General features: G+C 67.1%; 17 protein-coding genes and 2 riboswitches. Of the genes, 10 read left to right on the top strand and 7 right to left on the bottom strand.

Annotation, left to right across the window (positions count from 1 at the left end; all coding sequences use genetic code 11):
- Positions 1-42: 42 nt before the first annotated feature.
- Positions 43-115, bottom strand: a riboswitch (glycine riboswitch).
- 1 nt (position 116) lies between these two features.
- Positions 117-218: riboswitch (glycine riboswitch) on the bottom strand.
- A 67-nt stretch (positions 219-285) separates the two neighbouring features.
- Positions 286-957, bottom strand: a complete 672-nt coding sequence (locus tag H8M03_RS01220; protein ID WP_246448965.1) for a hypothetical protein — start codon at positions 955-957, stop codon at positions 286-288.
- 48 nt (positions 958-1,005) lie between these two features.
- On the opposite strand from H8M03_RS01220, the gene ispH reads away from it, so the two are divergent.
- Positions 1,006-1,950, top strand: a complete 945-nt coding sequence (gene ispH, locus H8M03_RS01215) for a 4-hydroxy-3-methylbut-2-enyl diphosphate reductase (RefSeq protein WP_187479968.1) — start codon at positions 1,006-1,008, stop codon at positions 1,948-1,950.
- Positions 1,951-2,394, top strand: a complete 444-nt coding sequence (rnhA, locus tag H8M03_RS01210; protein ID WP_187479967.1) for a ribonuclease HI — start codon at positions 1,951-1,953, stop codon at positions 2,392-2,394.
- Here the strand turns inward: rnhA and H8M03_RS01205 are convergent.
- Entirely contained in the window at positions 2,391-3,482 is a 1,092-nt protein-coding gene (locus tag H8M03_RS01205; protein ID WP_187479966.1) for an NAD(P)/FAD-dependent oxidoreductase, read from the bottom strand. The two genes, rnhA and H8M03_RS01205, sit on opposite strands and share 4 nt — an antisense overlap.
- Positions 3,483-3,532: 50 nt before the next feature.
- Between H8M03_RS01205 and H8M03_RS01200 the strand changes: the two genes are divergently transcribed.
- From H8M03_RS01200 to H8M03_RS01165, 8 genes are all read left to right on the top strand, one after another.
- Positions 3,533-4,006: an A24 family peptidase gene (locus H8M03_RS01200; protein ID WP_187479965.1), complete on the top strand. Its 474-nt coding sequence runs from the start codon at positions 3,533-3,535 to the stop codon at positions 4,004-4,006.
- A 45-nt stretch (positions 4,007-4,051) separates the two neighbouring features.
- Positions 4,052-5,059 carry a Flp pilus assembly protein CpaB gene (gene cpaB, locus H8M03_RS01195; RefSeq protein WP_187479964.1) on the top strand — a complete coding sequence of 336 codons (1,008 nt, stop codon included), beginning with the start codon at positions 4,052-4,054 and terminating at the stop codon, positions 5,057-5,059.
- A gap of 1 nt (position 5,060) precedes the next feature.
- On the top strand, positions 5,061-6,518 hold the full coding sequence (locus H8M03_RS01190) for a type II and III secretion system protein family protein (RefSeq protein ID WP_246448962.1): 1,458 nt from the start codon (positions 5,061-5,063) through the stop codon (positions 6,516-6,518).
- Positions 6,519-6,541: 23 nt separating this feature from the next.
- A complete protein-coding gene (locus H8M03_RS01185; RefSeq protein ID WP_187479963.1) occupies positions 6,542-7,198 on the top strand; it encodes a CpaD family pilus assembly protein in 657 nt (218 codons plus the stop codon).
- Position 7,199: 1 nt separating this feature from the next.
- Positions 7,200-8,471 carry a pilus assembly protein CpaE gene (locus tag H8M03_RS01180; RefSeq protein ID WP_187479962.1) on the top strand — a complete coding sequence of 424 codons (1,272 nt, stop codon included), beginning with the start codon at positions 7,200-7,202 and terminating at the stop codon, positions 8,469-8,471.
- Between the two features lie 55 nt (positions 8,472-8,526).
- On the top strand, positions 8,527-9,495 hold the full coding sequence (locus tag H8M03_RS01175; RefSeq protein WP_187479961.1) for a type II secretion system F family protein: 969 nt from the start codon (positions 8,527-8,529) through the stop codon (positions 9,493-9,495).
- Positions 9,496-9,511: 16 nt separating this feature from the next.
- Positions 9,512-10,498, top strand: a complete 987-nt coding sequence (locus H8M03_RS01170) for a type II secretion system F family protein (protein WP_187479960.1) — start codon at positions 9,512-9,514, stop codon at positions 10,496-10,498.
- A 69-nt stretch (positions 10,499-10,567) separates the two neighbouring features.
- A complete protein-coding gene (locus tag H8M03_RS01165) occupies positions 10,568-11,020 on the top strand; it encodes a hypothetical protein (RefSeq protein ID WP_187479959.1) in 453 nt (150 codons plus the stop codon).
- Between the two features lie 9 nt (positions 11,021-11,029).
- Here H8M03_RS01165 and glyS read toward each other — a convergent pair whose 3' ends face one another.
- The 5 genes from glyS to H8M03_RS01140 form a co-directional block, all read right to left on the bottom strand.
- Positions 11,030-13,207: a glycine--tRNA ligase subunit beta gene (glyS, locus tag H8M03_RS01160; protein WP_246448961.1), complete on the bottom strand. Its 2,178-nt coding sequence runs from the start codon at positions 13,205-13,207 to the stop codon at positions 11,030-11,032.
- Entirely contained in the window at positions 13,177-14,076 is a 900-nt protein-coding gene (locus H8M03_RS01155) for a glycine--tRNA ligase subunit alpha (protein ID WP_187479958.1), read from the bottom strand. The genes glyS and H8M03_RS01155 overlap by 31 nt, the downstream gene beginning before the upstream one ends.
- A 198-nt stretch (positions 14,077-14,274) precedes the next feature.
- Positions 14,275-14,589, bottom strand: coding sequence for a GNAT family N-acetyltransferase (locus H8M03_RS01150; RefSeq protein WP_187479957.1), 315 nt, complete (start codon positions 14,587-14,589; stop codon positions 14,275-14,277).
- Positions 14,590-14,617: 28 nt separating this feature from the next.
- On the bottom strand, positions 14,618-14,764 hold the full coding sequence (locus H8M03_RS01145; protein ID WP_187479956.1) for a hypothetical protein: 147 nt from the start codon (positions 14,762-14,764) through the stop codon (positions 14,618-14,620).
- Positions 14,765-14,912: 148 nt separating this feature from the next.
- Positions 14,913-15,245, bottom strand: coding sequence for a hypothetical protein (locus H8M03_RS01140; protein ID WP_187479955.1), 333 nt, complete (start codon positions 15,243-15,245; stop codon positions 14,913-14,915).
- Between the last annotated feature and the right edge of the window lie 5 nt (positions 15,246-15,250).

Raw genomic sequence — 15,250 nt, 5'->3', positions numbered from 1 at the left:
GCGACAGTTTGGCCGACGGCGTTGCGCCTCCGGCCGCACCCCCAATCTGTCGCTGCGCCTGAGAGCTTTGCCCCTTCGGCGGCCCCGGCCATGGGCCGCGGCTCTTTCCAGACTGTCAGGCGCGCGCGGTCCGGTTGCCTGAGAGATTCCGGGGGCGGTTGCTCCTTCGGCGCCGCCAGATGGACCAGCCATCGGGCGAACTCTCCCGCGCGGCCTCCCGGCGGCTGGGCCACCGGAGACGCCGGCAGCCTTGGCTGCGCCCGCCAGCCGAGTCAACGCCCCAGATTAGCGGGTTACGTTGTAGCGAAGCTGGTCGTCGGTGAGCTGGAAACCGACCAGGTGCGCGAAGCTTGCCCGGGCGACCGCCGCACGGATCGTCGGATCGGACAGCGGGTCGATCGCGGCATCGACATCGCCGACCTTGCGGCGGCGGGTCAGCGTCTTGCGCACGTCCTCGGGAAGCGTGGCGACGGCGCGCGAGATGCGTACCGTGGCCTGCGCCGACGTCGACGCGCGCAGGCTGCCCGGCGCGAAGTTCAGCGACACGGCCGAAACGCGCTTAGCGACCACCTTTTCGCCCGCCTGGACCGCGGCGTCGAAGAAGGGCAGCACGACCTGGCGCGCCTGGGTCGGGTCACGGCGCGTCGCGACCACTTCGAAATTGGCGGTCGAGATGATCTGGTCGCCGCTTTCCTGACAGCTGGTGCGGACGTTGGTAATTGCCGCCTCGATATCGATCGCCGAGGCTTCGGTGGCGCCGGCCGGGTCGAACACGGTCATGTCGCCGGTGCCCGCGGGAATTGCGACCTGCGGGCAGGCGCTGCGGATCGTGTAGATGCCCCCCTCCTCGATATTGCCCTGCCGCGAACAGCCGGCGAGCAAGGCGAGAGCGAGAATCGAAGGGAGGCGAAGCTTCACGGGGTTTTCCTTGGCGGTCGGTGGGGACGGCGCTGTCATAGGAAGCGCCTTTCATTGCTGCAAGCGAGCGCTTACATCGCCGGCCCAATGACCGACCGACCTGACCTTCGCATCCTGACCGCCGCGCCGCGCGGCTTCTGTGCCGGCGTCGACCGCGCCATCCAGATCGTCGAACTGGCGCTGGAACGGTTCGGGGCGCCCGTCTACGTGCGCCACGAAATCGTCCACAACCGCTTCGTCGTCGAACGGCTGAAGGATCTCGGCGCGATTTTCGTCGACGAGCTGGACGAGGTGCCGGACGACCGGCCGGTGGTCTTTTCCGCCCACGGCGTGCCCAAGTCGGTGCCGGCCAACGCCCGCGACCGCAATCTGACCTTCGTCGATGCGACCTGCCCCCTGGTGTCCAAGGTGCACCGCCAGGCCGAACGGCTGATCGACGACGGGCTGCACATCCTCTTCATCGGCCATGCCGGCCACCCCGAGGTGATCGGCACCTTCGGCCAGGTGCCGGATGGCGCGATGACCCTCGTCGAGACGGTCGAGGACGCGCAGAGCATCGCCGTCGCCGATCCCGGCAACCTTGCCTTCCTGACCCAGACCACCTTGTCCGTCGACGACACCGCCGCCATCGTCGAGGCGCTCCGCCAGCGATTCCCCGAGATCCGCGTGCCGCGCAGCGAGGACATTTGCTACGCCACGTCCAACCGCCAGGCGGCGGTCAAGGCGATTGCCCCCGAATGCGACCGCATGCTGGTCGTCGGCGCGCCGAACAGCAGCAATTCGCTGCGGCTGGCCGAGGTTGCCGAGCGGATGGGCGTCCCGGCGCGGCTGATCGAGCGTGCGTCGCAGATCGACTGGGACTGGCTTGGCCATCCGCGCTGCCTTGGCGTCACCGCCGGCGCGTCGGCGCCTGAAGTGCTGGTGCGCGAAGTGGTCGATGCCCTGCGCGAGCGGTTCGACGTGACCGAGGAAATCGCCGATCACACGCCCGAGCGGATGGTGTTCAAGCTGCCCCGCGAACTCGTCGGCTGAATGAGCCTTCCGGCGGTTGAGATTTTCACTGACGGCGCCTGCCGGGGCAACCCCGGCCCGGGCGGCTGGGCGGCCTTGCTGCGCACCGGCGCACGGGAACGCGAACTGAGCGGCGGCGAAGCCCACACCACCAACAACCGCATGGAGCTGAAAGCGGCGATCGAGGCGCTGAAGGCGCTCAAGAAGCCCTGCTCGGTCGAGTTGCATACCGACAGCGTCTACGTCCGCGACGGCATCACCAAGTGGATCCACGGCTGGCAGCGCAACGGCTGGCGCACCGCCGACAGGAAGCCGGTGAAGAACGCGGAGCTGTGGCAGGAATTGCTCGATGCCCAATCGCCGCACGAGGTGCGCTGGCACTGGGTCAAGGGGCATAGCGGCCACGTCGAGAACGATCGCGTCGACGCCCTCGCCTGCGCCGAGGCGGACAAGCAGCGGACCTAGCGGAAGCGCGCCGGGGAAAAGGGCGCAGGATCGATGGCCTCGACCATCGCATCGGGCGCCCGGCCGAGTAGCAGCGCCGCCGTCATGCGGGCCGCCGCGGGGGCAGTCTGGATGCCGAAACCGCCCTGCCCCACGCACCAGAAGAATCCGTCGACATCCGGATCGAAGCCGTAGACCGGCACCCGGTCTGGCGCGAAGCTGCGCAAGCCGGCCCATTTGCGCTCCACCGCCTCCACCGGCCAGTCGACCACCTGCTGGAAGCGATCGATGGCGATGGCCACGTCCACCTCCTCCGGCGCCGCGTCGCACGGGCCGGTGGCGATCTCGTCATGCGGGCTGAGCCACACCGAATTGTCCGATTCTCCCTTGAAGTAGAAAGTCCCGCCGGCGTCGTCGACCAGGGGCAGGTCGCGCAGGCCGGTGCGCCCGACGCGCAGCTGGACCATCGTCCGGCGCTTGGGCGCGATACCGATCGGCGCGACGCCGCACGCCGTCGCGACCGGGTCGGCCCAAGCCCCGGCGGCATTGACGATCACCCCGGCGGAGACGGTCGATCCGTCCGCCATCGTCGCCGCCCACGCACCGCCTTCGCGTCGCGCCTGCCTTAGGGTCGCATCGGTTCGCACGGTCCCGCCGCGTTTACGGAAAGCACGCAGGTAAGCGGCGTGCAGGCCGGCGACGTCGATGTCCGCGCATCCCGGCTCGAACAAGGCGCGCCGCCATTGCGGGCGGATGCCTGGGATCACCCGTTCCAGCTCGTCGCGCTCCATCACGCGCGATTCGATTCCTTCGGGGAGAACCGGCAGCGCGTCCCGGGTCAGATGGACGTCGCCGCGCGTGCGCAGGAAGCCGCGGTCCGAAAAATCCGCCGGCGGTGCGTCGAGGAAGGGGCGCGACGCGGTGCTCAGCGGCGACACCACCGGTCCGCCATAGCTTTCCAGCCAGAAGGCCGCCGATCGCCCCGTCGCATGGGTGCCGCACAGGCTTTCCGCCTCGACGATCAGCACGCACGCGCGCGGGGCCAGCTCGGCGCCAAGGCTCGCTCCGGCGATACCGCCGCCGACGATCAGGACATCGCAATCCAACATTTTCGCGCTTGGTTACGGTTTGGAAAGCCGCGCCGTCTACCTCGGGCAACATGATGAACTTCGGATTCACCGAATTCCTGCTCGCCGCGCTGGCGCTGACCCTGGTGGTCGCGGCCGCCATCGACGTGCGCACCTTCACCATTTCGAACCGGCTCAACCTTGGCGTCGCGGCGCTTGCCCCGCTCTACTGGTGGTCGGTCGACCTGCCGCTGACGCCCGGCGTGTGGCTTCAGCTGGGGGTCGCCGCGGCGGTGTTCGCATTGCTCGCCGGCGCTTTCTTTCTCGGCATGATGGGCGGCGGCGACGTCAAGCTCGCGGCCGCGCTGGCCTTGTGGTTCTCGCCCGCCTCGACGGCGAAATTCCTGGTCATCATGTCGGTCGCCGGCGGGGTGCTGACCCTGCTCGTGGTCCTGTTTCACAAGGTCCGGTCCCGCGAGGGCCGGCCGCAGATCCCGTACGGCGTTGCCATCGCAATCGGTGGTCTGGCGATTCTCGCCCAACGCTTTCTTAACCAATTTGCCTGATGTGTGTCGTCATTCGGGGGTTCCCGCTGGGGAGGCGTAATCGCCATGGATTTTAAGAAGATCTTGCTGCTTGTCGGAGCGCTCATGGTCGCGGCCGTGACCGCCATCATGGCAAAGAACATGTTCACCGGTGCCGGAGCGCAGCAAGCCTCCGCCGTCCCGGTCCAGCCGCAGGGCCCGAAGGTGCTCGTCGCCAAGAAGGCGCTTGGCGTCGGCACGATCATCGACGCCGCCAGCATCGGCTACGAAACCTGGCCGGCGGGTTCGGTCCAGCCGTCCTTCTACCAGCAGGGCGGCCCGGACGCCGATCCGTCCAAGCTGCTCGGCACGGTCGTTCGCTATCCGGTCATGGCCGGCCAGCCGATCACCCGCGGCAATCTTGTCGGCCCGCAGGATCGCGGCTTCCTTGCCGCCGCCCTCGGCCCCGGCATGCGCGCCATTACCGTTCCGGTGAACGCGACCAGCGGCGTTGCCGGCTTCGTCTTCCCGGGCGACCGCATCGATCTGATGCTGACCTCCGAAGTCCAGGGCACCGGCGACGGTCCCGCGCTCCGGGTGTCGGAAACCATCGTCCGCAACATCCGCGTCCTCGCTACCGACCAGCGCGTCAGCGACAAGGACGAAGAAGGCAACACGGTCGTCAAGACGTTCGCCAACGTCACCTTCGAAGTGACTCCGCGCATCGCCGAGAAGATCGCCGTCGCGCAGTCGATGGGCACCTTGTCCCTGTCGCTCCGGTCGATCGCCGACCAGACGTCCGAACTCGAACGTGCCGTTGCCTCGGGCGACGTGAAGGTCCCGCAAGGCACCAGCCCGGCCGACGAACGCCGCCTGCTGTCCGCCTTCGCCAATCGTCCGATGGACAAGAACACGACCTTCACGACGGGTGGCGACGTGTCGCGCTTCCAGCGCCGCACCGTTCCGTCGGCGCCGGTGGCGCTCGCCTCTTCGGCCCCGGCTGGCGCCGGTCCCTCGGCTGCTGTTCCCAGCGGTCCGGTGGTTCGCGTCGCCCGTGGCAATGACATCTCGGTCGTTCCTGTGGGAGCTCGCTAACATGACCATTCGTAACTTCATGCGCCAGGCACGGCTCGGCACGGCCCTTGCGGCCATCGCCGTTGCCCTTCCTGCAACGCTGGTGCCGGCAGCCCCGGCAGCGGCCCAGCCCTCGGCCAACTACAAGCCGAGCCGCCAGGTCCAGCTGTCGATCGGCGAAGGCCAGATGATCAACCTGCCGCAGTCGGTTGCGAATGTGTGGACGTCCAACCCCAAGGTTGCTGACGTTTATGTAAACTCGCCGCGCCAGATCAACGTGTTCGGGAAGGAAATGGGGGAAGCCACCGTCATCGCCACCGCCCGCGACGGGTCGGTCGTCTACGGTGCCAACGTCCGCGTCAGCCAGAACATCTCGTCGGTCAACGACGTGCTGCGCGTCGCCATGCCGGAATCGCAGATCAACGTGACCACGGTCGGCCAGACCGCGATCATCAACGGCACCGTCGGGTCGCCGGACGATGCCGCCCAGGCCGAAATGCTTGTCCGCGCGATCCTCAACCCCGGCGTCAAGGAAGGCGATGCGCTGAACATCGTCCCGGTCAACCGGCTGCGCACCGCGGTGCCGCTGCAGGTCACGCTCAAGGTCAAGATCGCCGAAGTCAGCCGCGACCTCGTCAAGCAGGTCGGCGTCAACCTTCTCGCCACCGACACCACCGGCGGTTTCCAGTTCGGCATCGCCCAGGGTTCGGGCATCAGCCTGCCGCCCGCCGCATGCGTCACCAACTGTCCGCCGGCGCGGGTCATCCGCAATGCGCTGGGCTCGACCCTCACCGGTGCCGGAAGCCTGTTCGGCCTCGACATCCTGAGCTCGCTCGACCTTGCCGAAACCGACGGCCTGGTGACGACGCTGGCCGAACCGAACCTGACGGCGCTGTCGGGCGAAACCGCCAGCTTCCTCGCGGGCGGCGAATTCCCGATCCCGGTCAGCCAGGGCAACCAGGCCGTGACCATCGAATACAAGCAATATGGCGTTGCGCTCGCGTTCACGCCGATCGTGCTTGGCGACGGCCGCATTTCGATGCGCGTCCGTCCGGAAGTCAGCGAGCTGTCCGATGCAGGCTCGATCCGCCTCAACGGCTTCGACGTCCCGGCGTTGACCACCCGTCGCGCCGAAACCACCGTCGAACTGGGATCGGGGCAAAGCTTCATGCTCGCCGGGCTGCTGCGCAATTCGAACAGCAACAGCCTCAACAAGGCGCCGTTTCTGGGCGACCTGCCGATCCTTGGCACCCTGTTCCGGTCGACCAAGTATCGCCGCCAGGAAACCGAGTTGGTGATCATCGTCACGCCGTACCTGGTGCGGCCGGTCAGCGGCCAGATGGCCCTGCCGACCGACGGTTACCGGGCGCCGACCGATGCCCAGCAGATGCTGCTTGGCCAGACCTATGGCGGGGTCAGCGGCCGTCCGTTGCCGCAAGCGGCGCCGGTCGCCGCCCCTGCCCCGGGCTTCAAGCTGTGACCCGCCTGTTTGAAAAGGATGCGATGATGCGCACGAAACTGCTTGCCGTTCTGCTCGCCTCCACGCTGGCGGGCTGCGCCACCACCCCGGCGGCTTCGCCGGACCGCGGCGTCGCTTCGGTCAACGTGCCGGTGCTCAACCGGTCGAACTACACGATCGACCTCGCGGCCCTGGGCGGCGTGCTGTCGCCGGGCGACGTATCCCGGCTTGATGCGTGGTTCCAGAGCCTCGACCTCGGATACGGCGATTCGATCTACGTCGACGGCCTGTCGGCGCCGGCCGCCGCCTCGCAGGTCGCGGAACTGGCCGGTCGCTACGGCATGATGGTCCTTCCGGCGGCGCCGGTGACCGCCGGGCTGGTCCCGTCGGGCAATGTCCGCGTGGTCGTCAGCCGCAATCGCGCCGAAGTCGCGGGATGCCCCAACTGGAGCGTTCCCTCGCAACCCAATTTCGCCAACCGCAGCATGTCCAACTTCGGCTGCGGCGTGAATTCGAACCTCGCGATGCAAGTCGCCAACCCCGAGGACCTGGTCCACGGGCGCGAAGGCTCGGCCTCGGTCGATGCGATCGCGGGCGCCAAGGCAATTGCGATGTACCGCGGCTGGCCGCTGACCGGCGTCATCGACGGTCAGACCCGGCGGCCTCTCACGACTGTCGAGCAGAGCACGAAGGGCAATTAACATGAATGCTCCGTTTCAAGCACGCGCCGGCTTGCGCGACCCGTTCACCGCCTTCGTTTGCGATGACGCGACCGCCGACATGCTTCGCCCGGTTGCGGTGGAGCATGGGTGGAGCCCGGAAAAGGTCAACAAGGGCGGCCTGCGCAACGCGGTGCAGTCGCTGTCCGTGTCCGCCAGCCCGAACATCCTGTTCGTCGACCTGAGCGAATCCGCCGATCCGCTGACCGACATCAACTCGCTCGCCGAAGTGTGCGAGCCTGGGACGATCGTGATCGCGGCCGGCCAGGTGAATGACGTCCGCCTGTATCGCGACCTCGTCGCCAGCGGCATTCACGATTACCTGCTCAAGCCGTTCACGGTCGACCAGCTGCGCGACAGCTTTGCGCATGCCCAGGCGATCCTGTCGGGACCGCGCGGCGAAGCGCAGGTCGACAAGCCGCACGTCATGGCCGCCGTGATCGGCGTCCGCGGCGGTGTCGGCGCCTCGACCATGGCGACCTCGCTGGCCTGGATGCTGGGTGAAAAGTCGCACCGCTCCACGGCGCTGCTCGACCTCGACGTCCATTTCGGCACCGGTGCGCTGGCACTCGACCTCGAGCCTGGCCGCGGCCTGACCGACGCGATCGAAAACCCGAGCCGCATCGACGGCCTGTTCATCGAACGTGCCATGGTCCGCGCCAACGAACGGCTGTCCGTGCTGTCGGCGGAAGCGCCGATCCACCAGCCGCTGGTCACCGACGGCACCGCTTTCTTCCACCTGCAGGAAGAAATGCGCAACGCCTTCGAATCGACCGTCATGGACCTGCCGCGGCACATGCTGATCCAGCATCCGCACCTGGTGCACGACGCACACGTCGCGGTCGTCGTGGCCGAGCTGACGCTGGCCGGCACCCGCGATGCCATCCGCATCCTTGCGTGGCTGAAGTCAAACGCGCCGCAGACCCGCGTGTTCGTCGTCGCCAACAAGGTGCCGAACGGCGGCGCGCTGGAAATCAATCGCAAGGATTTCGAACAGTCGATCGAACGCCCTGTCGACCTCGTCTTCGCGCTCGACTCCAAGCTTGCGGCCCAGTCGGCCAAGCTCGGCAAGCCGCTTGCGGAAGTCGCGTCGGGCAAGGCGGCCGCGCCGTTCAACAGCCTCGTCAACCTGGTGCTCAGCCACGCCACCGAAGACGGTGCCGGCGAAGCCCAGGGCAAGGCCGACGGCGGTTCGAAGTCGCTGGTAACCAACCTCAAGTCGATGCTGGCCAAGCCCAAAGCGAAGGCAGCGTGAGTGAACGGCCGGCAGTCGATCGTTCGGCAGCCGGCCTGGAAGGAATGAGCGGTAGATGTTTCTCTATCTGATCCTCATCGCCGTCGGCGTGGCGCTGCTGCTGCTTCTGTTGAAACTGGCCAGCGGGCCGTCGCCGTCGAAATCGCTCAAGCGCCGCATGGAGCTGGTCAAGGAGCGTCATGCGGAGGGCGTCACCGCCGCCGCGCAGGCGCAGATCCGCAAGCTCATGGCCGCCCGCGCCAGCCGCATCGACGGCTTTGCGTCCTCGATCATCCCGCGCCCGGCGTTGCTGCGCAAGCGGCTGGAGATGACCGGCAAGAACATCTCGCTGGCGAAATATGCCGCGATCTCGCTTGGCATCACCGGCATCGTGACGATGCTGCTGATGTTCCGCGGGGCGCCCTTCTTCCTCAGTTTCTTCGTCGGCCTGTTCTTCGGCGTCGGCGTGCCGCACTTCATCATCGGCTTCCTGATCAAGCGGCGCATCAACAAGTTCACTGCCAATTTCCCGGACGCCATCGAACTGATGGTTCGCGGCCTGCGGTCGGGCCTTCCGATCAGCGAAACGCTGGGCGTGGTCGCGTCGGAAATCGGCGGCCCGGTCGGGATCGAGTTCCGTACCGTCGCCGACAAGATGAAGATCGGCCGGACGATGGAAGCCGCGCTGCAGGAAACCGCGGACCGGCTCGGCACGCCCGAATTCCAGTTCTTCGTCATCACGCTGGCGATCCAGCGGGAAACCGGCGGCAACCTGGCGGAAACGCTGTCGAACCTTGCCGACGTGTTGCGCAAGCGGTCGCAGATGAAGCTCAAGATCAAGGCAATGAGCTCCGAATCCAAGGCTTCGGCCTATATCGTCGGATCGCTTCCGTTCGTGGTCTTCGGCCTCGTGTGGATGATCAACCCTGGATACATGGGCAACTTCTTCGTCGACCAGCGCCTGATCGTGGCTGGCATGGGCGGGCTCGTGTGGATGGGCATCGGCGTGTTCATCATGGCCAAGATGGTCAACTTCGAGATCTAGGGGGAAAGCGACGACCATGGCCACCGGCCCCACCCTTCTCGGCTTCGATGTCATCTGGATCGCGACGCTCCTGAGCGCCGTGGCGACCTTTTCCGTGATGATGGCGATCTATGCCGCCACCACGGTCAAGGACCCGATGGCGCGCCGCGTCCGTGCGCTCAACGAGCGGCGCGAGCAGCTCAAGGCCGGCATCGTCGCGTCGACCAACAAGCGCAAGAAACTGACCAACCGCAATGAAGCGGCAGACCGCGTGCGGACCATCCTGAGCAAGTTCAAGATGCTTCAGGACGACCAGTTGAAGAAGACCCAAAACCGGCTGATGCAGGCCGGTATCCGCAACAAGGACCTGGCTTTCTTCATCATTTTCGCCCGTTTCGTCCTGCCGGTCGTGCTGGGCATCGGCGCGATCGTCATGATCTACTGGGTCGACTTCTGGCCCGAATGGGGCGGTTTCCGCCGTTACATGACCGTCGCCGGCGTGCTGGTCGGCAGCTACAAGTCGCCCGACGTGTGGCTGAAGAACAAGGTCACCAAGCGCAGCCACGCGATCCGCAAGGGCCTGCCGGATGCGCTCGACCTGTTGGTCATCTGCGCCGAGGCCGGCCTGACCGTCGACGCCGCCTTCGGCCGCGTCAGCCGCGAACTGGGCAAGGCCTATCCGGAGCTGGGCGACGAATTCGGCCTGACCGCGATCGAGCTGGGCTTCCTCAACGAGCGCCGCCAGGCATTCGAGAATCTCGCCACCCGAGTCGACCTCGAAGCGGTGCGCGGCGTCGTCACGACCATGATCCAGACCGAGAAATACGGTACGCCGCTGGCTTCGGCCCTGCGCGTCCTGTCCGCCGAGTTCCGCAACGAGCGGATGATGCGGGCGGAGGAGAAGGCTGCCCGCCTGCCGGCGATCATGACCGTGCCGCTGATCCTGTTCATCCTGCCGACCCTGTTCGTGGTCATCCTTGGCCCCGCGGCCTGCTCGATCAGCGACAACCTGCTCAACCGCTAGAAACGGCGGCGGAACGGAAACCGGCATCGCGCGCTTGTAACCCCGTCATCTACGAAGGGGTTACAAGCGATGGTGAGCTTCACGTCCGACCAGTGGATCATCCTGGCCCTGGTCTTTTTCCTCGGCATCCTGATGGGCGCCTTCCTGCTCGCCGGCAGCGGCCGCAAGTGGAAGACCCGCTATCGCGACGAAGTGCGCGAACGCGAACTGCTGGCCGACCGCCACGAAGAACGCGAGCGCCACTGGGGCGAACGCGAAAAGGAATGGCGTGAACGCGACGCCCTGCGCGGCGCCGCCATTCGCGACAGGGACCGCGACGGCGTTCCGGACCGGCGCGATCCCGTAGTCGACCGCGACCGCGATGGTGTCGACGACCGCGACGAAGGCGCCGTCACGACCCGGATCGACCGCGACCGCGACGGCATCGACGACCGCGCCGAACCGTCGCGCCGGGCTGGCTTCGTGGACAAGATGCTTGGCCGCGACACGGACAACGACGGCATCGACGACCGGCGCGAATAGCCCGGGGAGTTAGCCCTCGATCTTCGAGAAGTCCGCGACGCCGTCGACCGCGTCGCGGAAGCGAAGTAGCAGGTTGAGCCGGCGCTTGCGCCGCGCCGGGTCGGCATCGTTGACCGTGACCTTGTCGAAAAAGGTGTCGATCGGCCCGCGCAACGACGCCAGCGCCGCCATCGCGGCAGTGAAATCTTCCGCATTGATCGCCGCGGCCGCCTTCGGCTCGGCCTGGTCGAGCGCGTCTTCGAGCGCCTCTTCCTCCGGCAGGTCGGCGCCCGATCGCTCCGCGACCATCGCCGCGACCACTTCGCGCATGCCCGGTTCGTCGACCAGCGCCAGCGGATCTTCCTCGCCGGTCTGCGCGATGCCCTGCGCGCCGCGCGAAGTCCGGCCCTGCGATCCGGTCCAGTTTTCCTTCCGTAGGATATTCGCCGCGCGCTTGTAGCCGGCCAACAGGTCCCTACCCTCCGCCGTTTCGACGAAGTCCTGCAACGCGCGCACCCGTGCCAGCAGGCGGACGAGGTCGTCCTCCCCGCCCAGCGCGAACACCGCGTCGATGAGGTCGTGGCGGACGCCCGCTTCGCGCTGCTGGACCTTGAGGCGATCGGCGAAGAAGTCGACCAGGTCGCCGGTGTCGAGCTTCGCGCCGTCCGTGCCAAGGCCATCCCTGGCCATGCCGAGCGCGTCGCGCAGCGAGAGGCGCGTCCCGTTGACGAGGATCGTCTGGATCACCTGCGACGCGGCGCGGCGCAGCGCGAACGGATCCTTCGACCCCGTCGGGCGAATGCCGCGCGCGAAAAAGGCGGCGAGCGTGTCGAGCCGGTCGGCCAGTGCGACGGCCGCCGGAATGCACCCTTCGACCGCCCCCACATATTGCTGCTGAAGCGCCGCAACAGTGCCGGGCTTTTCACCCCCGCGTTCGGCATAATAGCCGCCCATGATCCCCTGCAGCTCGGGAAATTCGCCGACCATTCCGGTCGCAAGGTCCGCCTTGGCCAGCAGGCCCGCGCGGCGCGACGTTTCGGGATCACGGTCCGGGAAGTAAGCCGCGGTCAGGCGGGCGGCGAGATCGGCGATGCGGTCGGCCTTGGCGCGAAGCGAGCCCATGCCTTCGTAGAACAGCATCCCGTCGAGCTTCGGCAGGTAGCTGTCTAGCGGCGCCTTCAGGTCCTGTTCCCAAAAGAAGCGGGCGTCGGCGAGGCGTGCGGCGAGCACCTTGCGATTGCCTTCGACGATGGCGGCGCCGCCGTCGGTGGCGTCGATGTTGGCGGTGCAGACGAAGGCCGGGGCAAGCCCGCCGTCATCGCCCGCGCAGGCAAAATATTTCTGGTTGGTGCGCATGGTCAGCACGATCACTTCGCGCGGCACGTCGAGATAGTCGGGATCGAAACGGCCCAGCAGCGGCACCGGCCATTCGGTCAGGCCCGCATTTTCGACCACCAGCCCTTCGTCCTCGATCAGCGTAAGGCCCGCGGCTCGTGCCGCCGCGGCGGCGCCGTCGCGGATGATGGTTTCGCGTTCGTCCTGGTCGACGACGACGTGGCAGGCGCGCAGCTTTTCGACGTAATCGTGCGCGCCGCCGATGGTGATCTGCCCCGGGCGGTGGAAGCGGTGGCCGAGCGTCGCCGCGCCGCTTTCGATCCCGTCGACGGTCGCGGCGATGACGTCTTCACCGAGGATGGCGACGATGCCGTGCAGCGGGCGCACCCAACGCAGGCTTTCGCTGCTGCCCGAGGCGTCGCCCCAGCGCATCGACTTGGGCCAGGGAAACGTGCGCACGATGCGCTCGATCATCGGGCCGACAAGATCGCGCGTCGGCTGGCCCGGCGTCGCGAGATTGGCGAACCAGACGCCGTCGCGATCTTCAAGCTGATCCTGCGTCAGCCCCGTCTTGCGCAGGAAACCTTCGAGTGCCTGCGGCGGCGCGGAGGTGCGCGGGCCCTTCAGTTCCTCGCTGCGGGCCGAGGTTTCGAGCGCGAGGCCGGCGGCCACCAGCGCCAGCCGCCGCGGCGTCGAAAAAGTGGTGATGCCGGTGCTTTGCAGGCCGGCCTTGTCGAGCTCCGCCGCGAACAGCCGGGCAAGGTCGTTGCGCGCCCCGGCCTGCATGCGGGCCGGAATTTCCTCGCAACGCAGTTCGAGCAGGAAGTCGGCCGTGGTGCCGGTCACGCCGCCCATCCGTTCTTGTTCATCCATGCGGCGCAGGCGCCCTTGGCGAGGTCGCGGACGCGGCCGATGTAGGCCTGGCGTTCGGCGACGGAGATCACGCCGCGCGCCTGCAGCGTGTTGAAAATGTGGCTGGCCTTGATCGCCTGTTCATAGGCCGGGATCGGCAGGTTCGCGCCCAGCGCGTTTTCGCATTCCGCCGTCGCCTTCCTGAACTGGTCGAACAGGATGTCGGTGTTGGCCGTTTCGAAATTCCAGGCGGACAATTGCTTTTCGTTTTCGAGGAAGACGTCGCCGTAGGTCACGCCCTGCCCGTTGAAGTCGAGGTCGAAGACGTTGTCCTTGCCCTGGATATACATGGCGAGCCGTTCGAGGCCGTAGGTCAGTTCGCCCGCCACCGGCTTGCAATCGAAGCCGCCGACCTGCTGGAAATAGGTGAATTGCGTCACCTCCATCCCGTCGCACCACACTTCCCAACCCAGGCCCCAGGCCCCGAGCGTGGGCGATTCCCAATCGTCCTCGACGAAGCGGATGTCATGTTTGAGCGGGTCGATGCCGATTTCGGCGAGGCTGCCGAGGTAAAGGTCCTGCAGGTCCGCCGGGCTGGGCTTCAGGATCACCTGATACTGGTAATAATGGCCGAGCCGGTTGGGGTTTTCGCCGTAGCGACCGTCGGTCGGGCGGCGGCACGGCTGGACGAACGCCGCCTTCCAAGGGTCGGGGCCAAGCGCGCGCAACACGGTCGCGGGGTGGAACGTCCCCGCCCCCATTTCGAGGTCGTAGGGCTGCACCAGCACACAGCCTTGCGCGCCCCAATAGCGGTGCAGCGTCAAAATCAGGTCCTGAAAACTCAGCGGCAAGATGCGGGCCCCGTCCTGTTCAGCGGCGCTTTGGCGCATCGGCCAAGCGCGGGCAAGACGTCCGCGCACAGGCCGGAACCGGGCCAAAGGTCACAAAAGTCGCACTCACTACGCGCGCGCACGCGAGGATCGCCGACGCGGGGGATGGTTGAGGGCGAATGAGACAATGGCTGCGGCGCATCGCGACGATGTGCCCGCAAAAGGGGTCTGTAGGACAGGAAAAACCGATCCGGCGGCTTATTCGACGCCGAGCTTCGCCCGCCATTCCGGAGTGAGCAGGTCCTGCACGTCGGCATGCTCCTTCATGTAGGCGGCGAAAAACTTGCAGTGCGGATGAACCTTGAGCCCGCGTTTCCGCGCCGAAGCCAGTGCGGCCTTGATCAGCGCGGTGCCCAGCCCCTGCCCTTCGTGCGTTTCCGGCACGAGCGTGTGGGTGAACAGGATGTCGTCGCCGTGGAGCCGGTATTCGGCGATGGCAAAGTCGCCGTCGCCAAGGTCGATTTCGAAGCGATGCTTGTCCGTGTTGTCGCGGACGGCGGGCTGGTCGGTCATGAGCGGATCTCCGGTTGGCGGGACCCGGCTAGCTGTCGCGGTGACGCGTCGGCAGGTCAACGCGCGCGAGCTCGTCGCGAATGACGTCGCCGGCGCTGCGGCCGCCGCTGATGTCGCGCACCAGGCTTTGCGCCTCAGGCACGAGGCTCTGCGCGCCGGCGGCAGCGCTGGTCATCGCCACCGAGGCCAGGCCAGAGAGCAGGAGGACGCGCCACGGACGCCGCTGACGATCGTAAACGACAGAGTTCGAGCGGGACTTAAGATGTTCTTTTTGAAAGCTTTTCGACATGGCGGGTGAACGGTCGCCAAGCCGTCCGGTTCCCCTATTGGCCGCGCGTTTCGGTCTGCTCCGCCCACGCGGCGTAGGGCGTGTTGCGCGCCATCTGGCGATTGTAATCGGGCGCGCCGTCGTCCCACCACGGCTTGCCGCGTTCGCCGAGCGCCACCTTGGCCGCGTCGACCGCCGCCCGAGCGTCGCGCAGCGCGGCATCGTCCCCGGCCCGGAGCGCCCGTCCGACCGCGCTGCGCGCCGTCATCAACTGCCTGACCAGCGTCGTGCGCCGGTCTTCCCCAAGCGCGGGGTCGGAGCAACGCCACAGGCGGCCGCGGACAAGGAAGTACCGGCCGTCGTCGGTGGTTGGATAATGTTTCGCCACCGGGC

Origin of the sequence: Sphingomonas sabuli (assembly GCF_014352855.1) — a bacterium.
Lineage (GTDB): Bacteria > Pseudomonadota > Alphaproteobacteria > Sphingomonadales > Sphingomonadaceae > Sphingomicrobium > Sphingomicrobium sabuli.
Note: the sequence above shows the minus strand (reverse complement) of the source record. Positions and strands in the feature narration are given on the sequence as shown.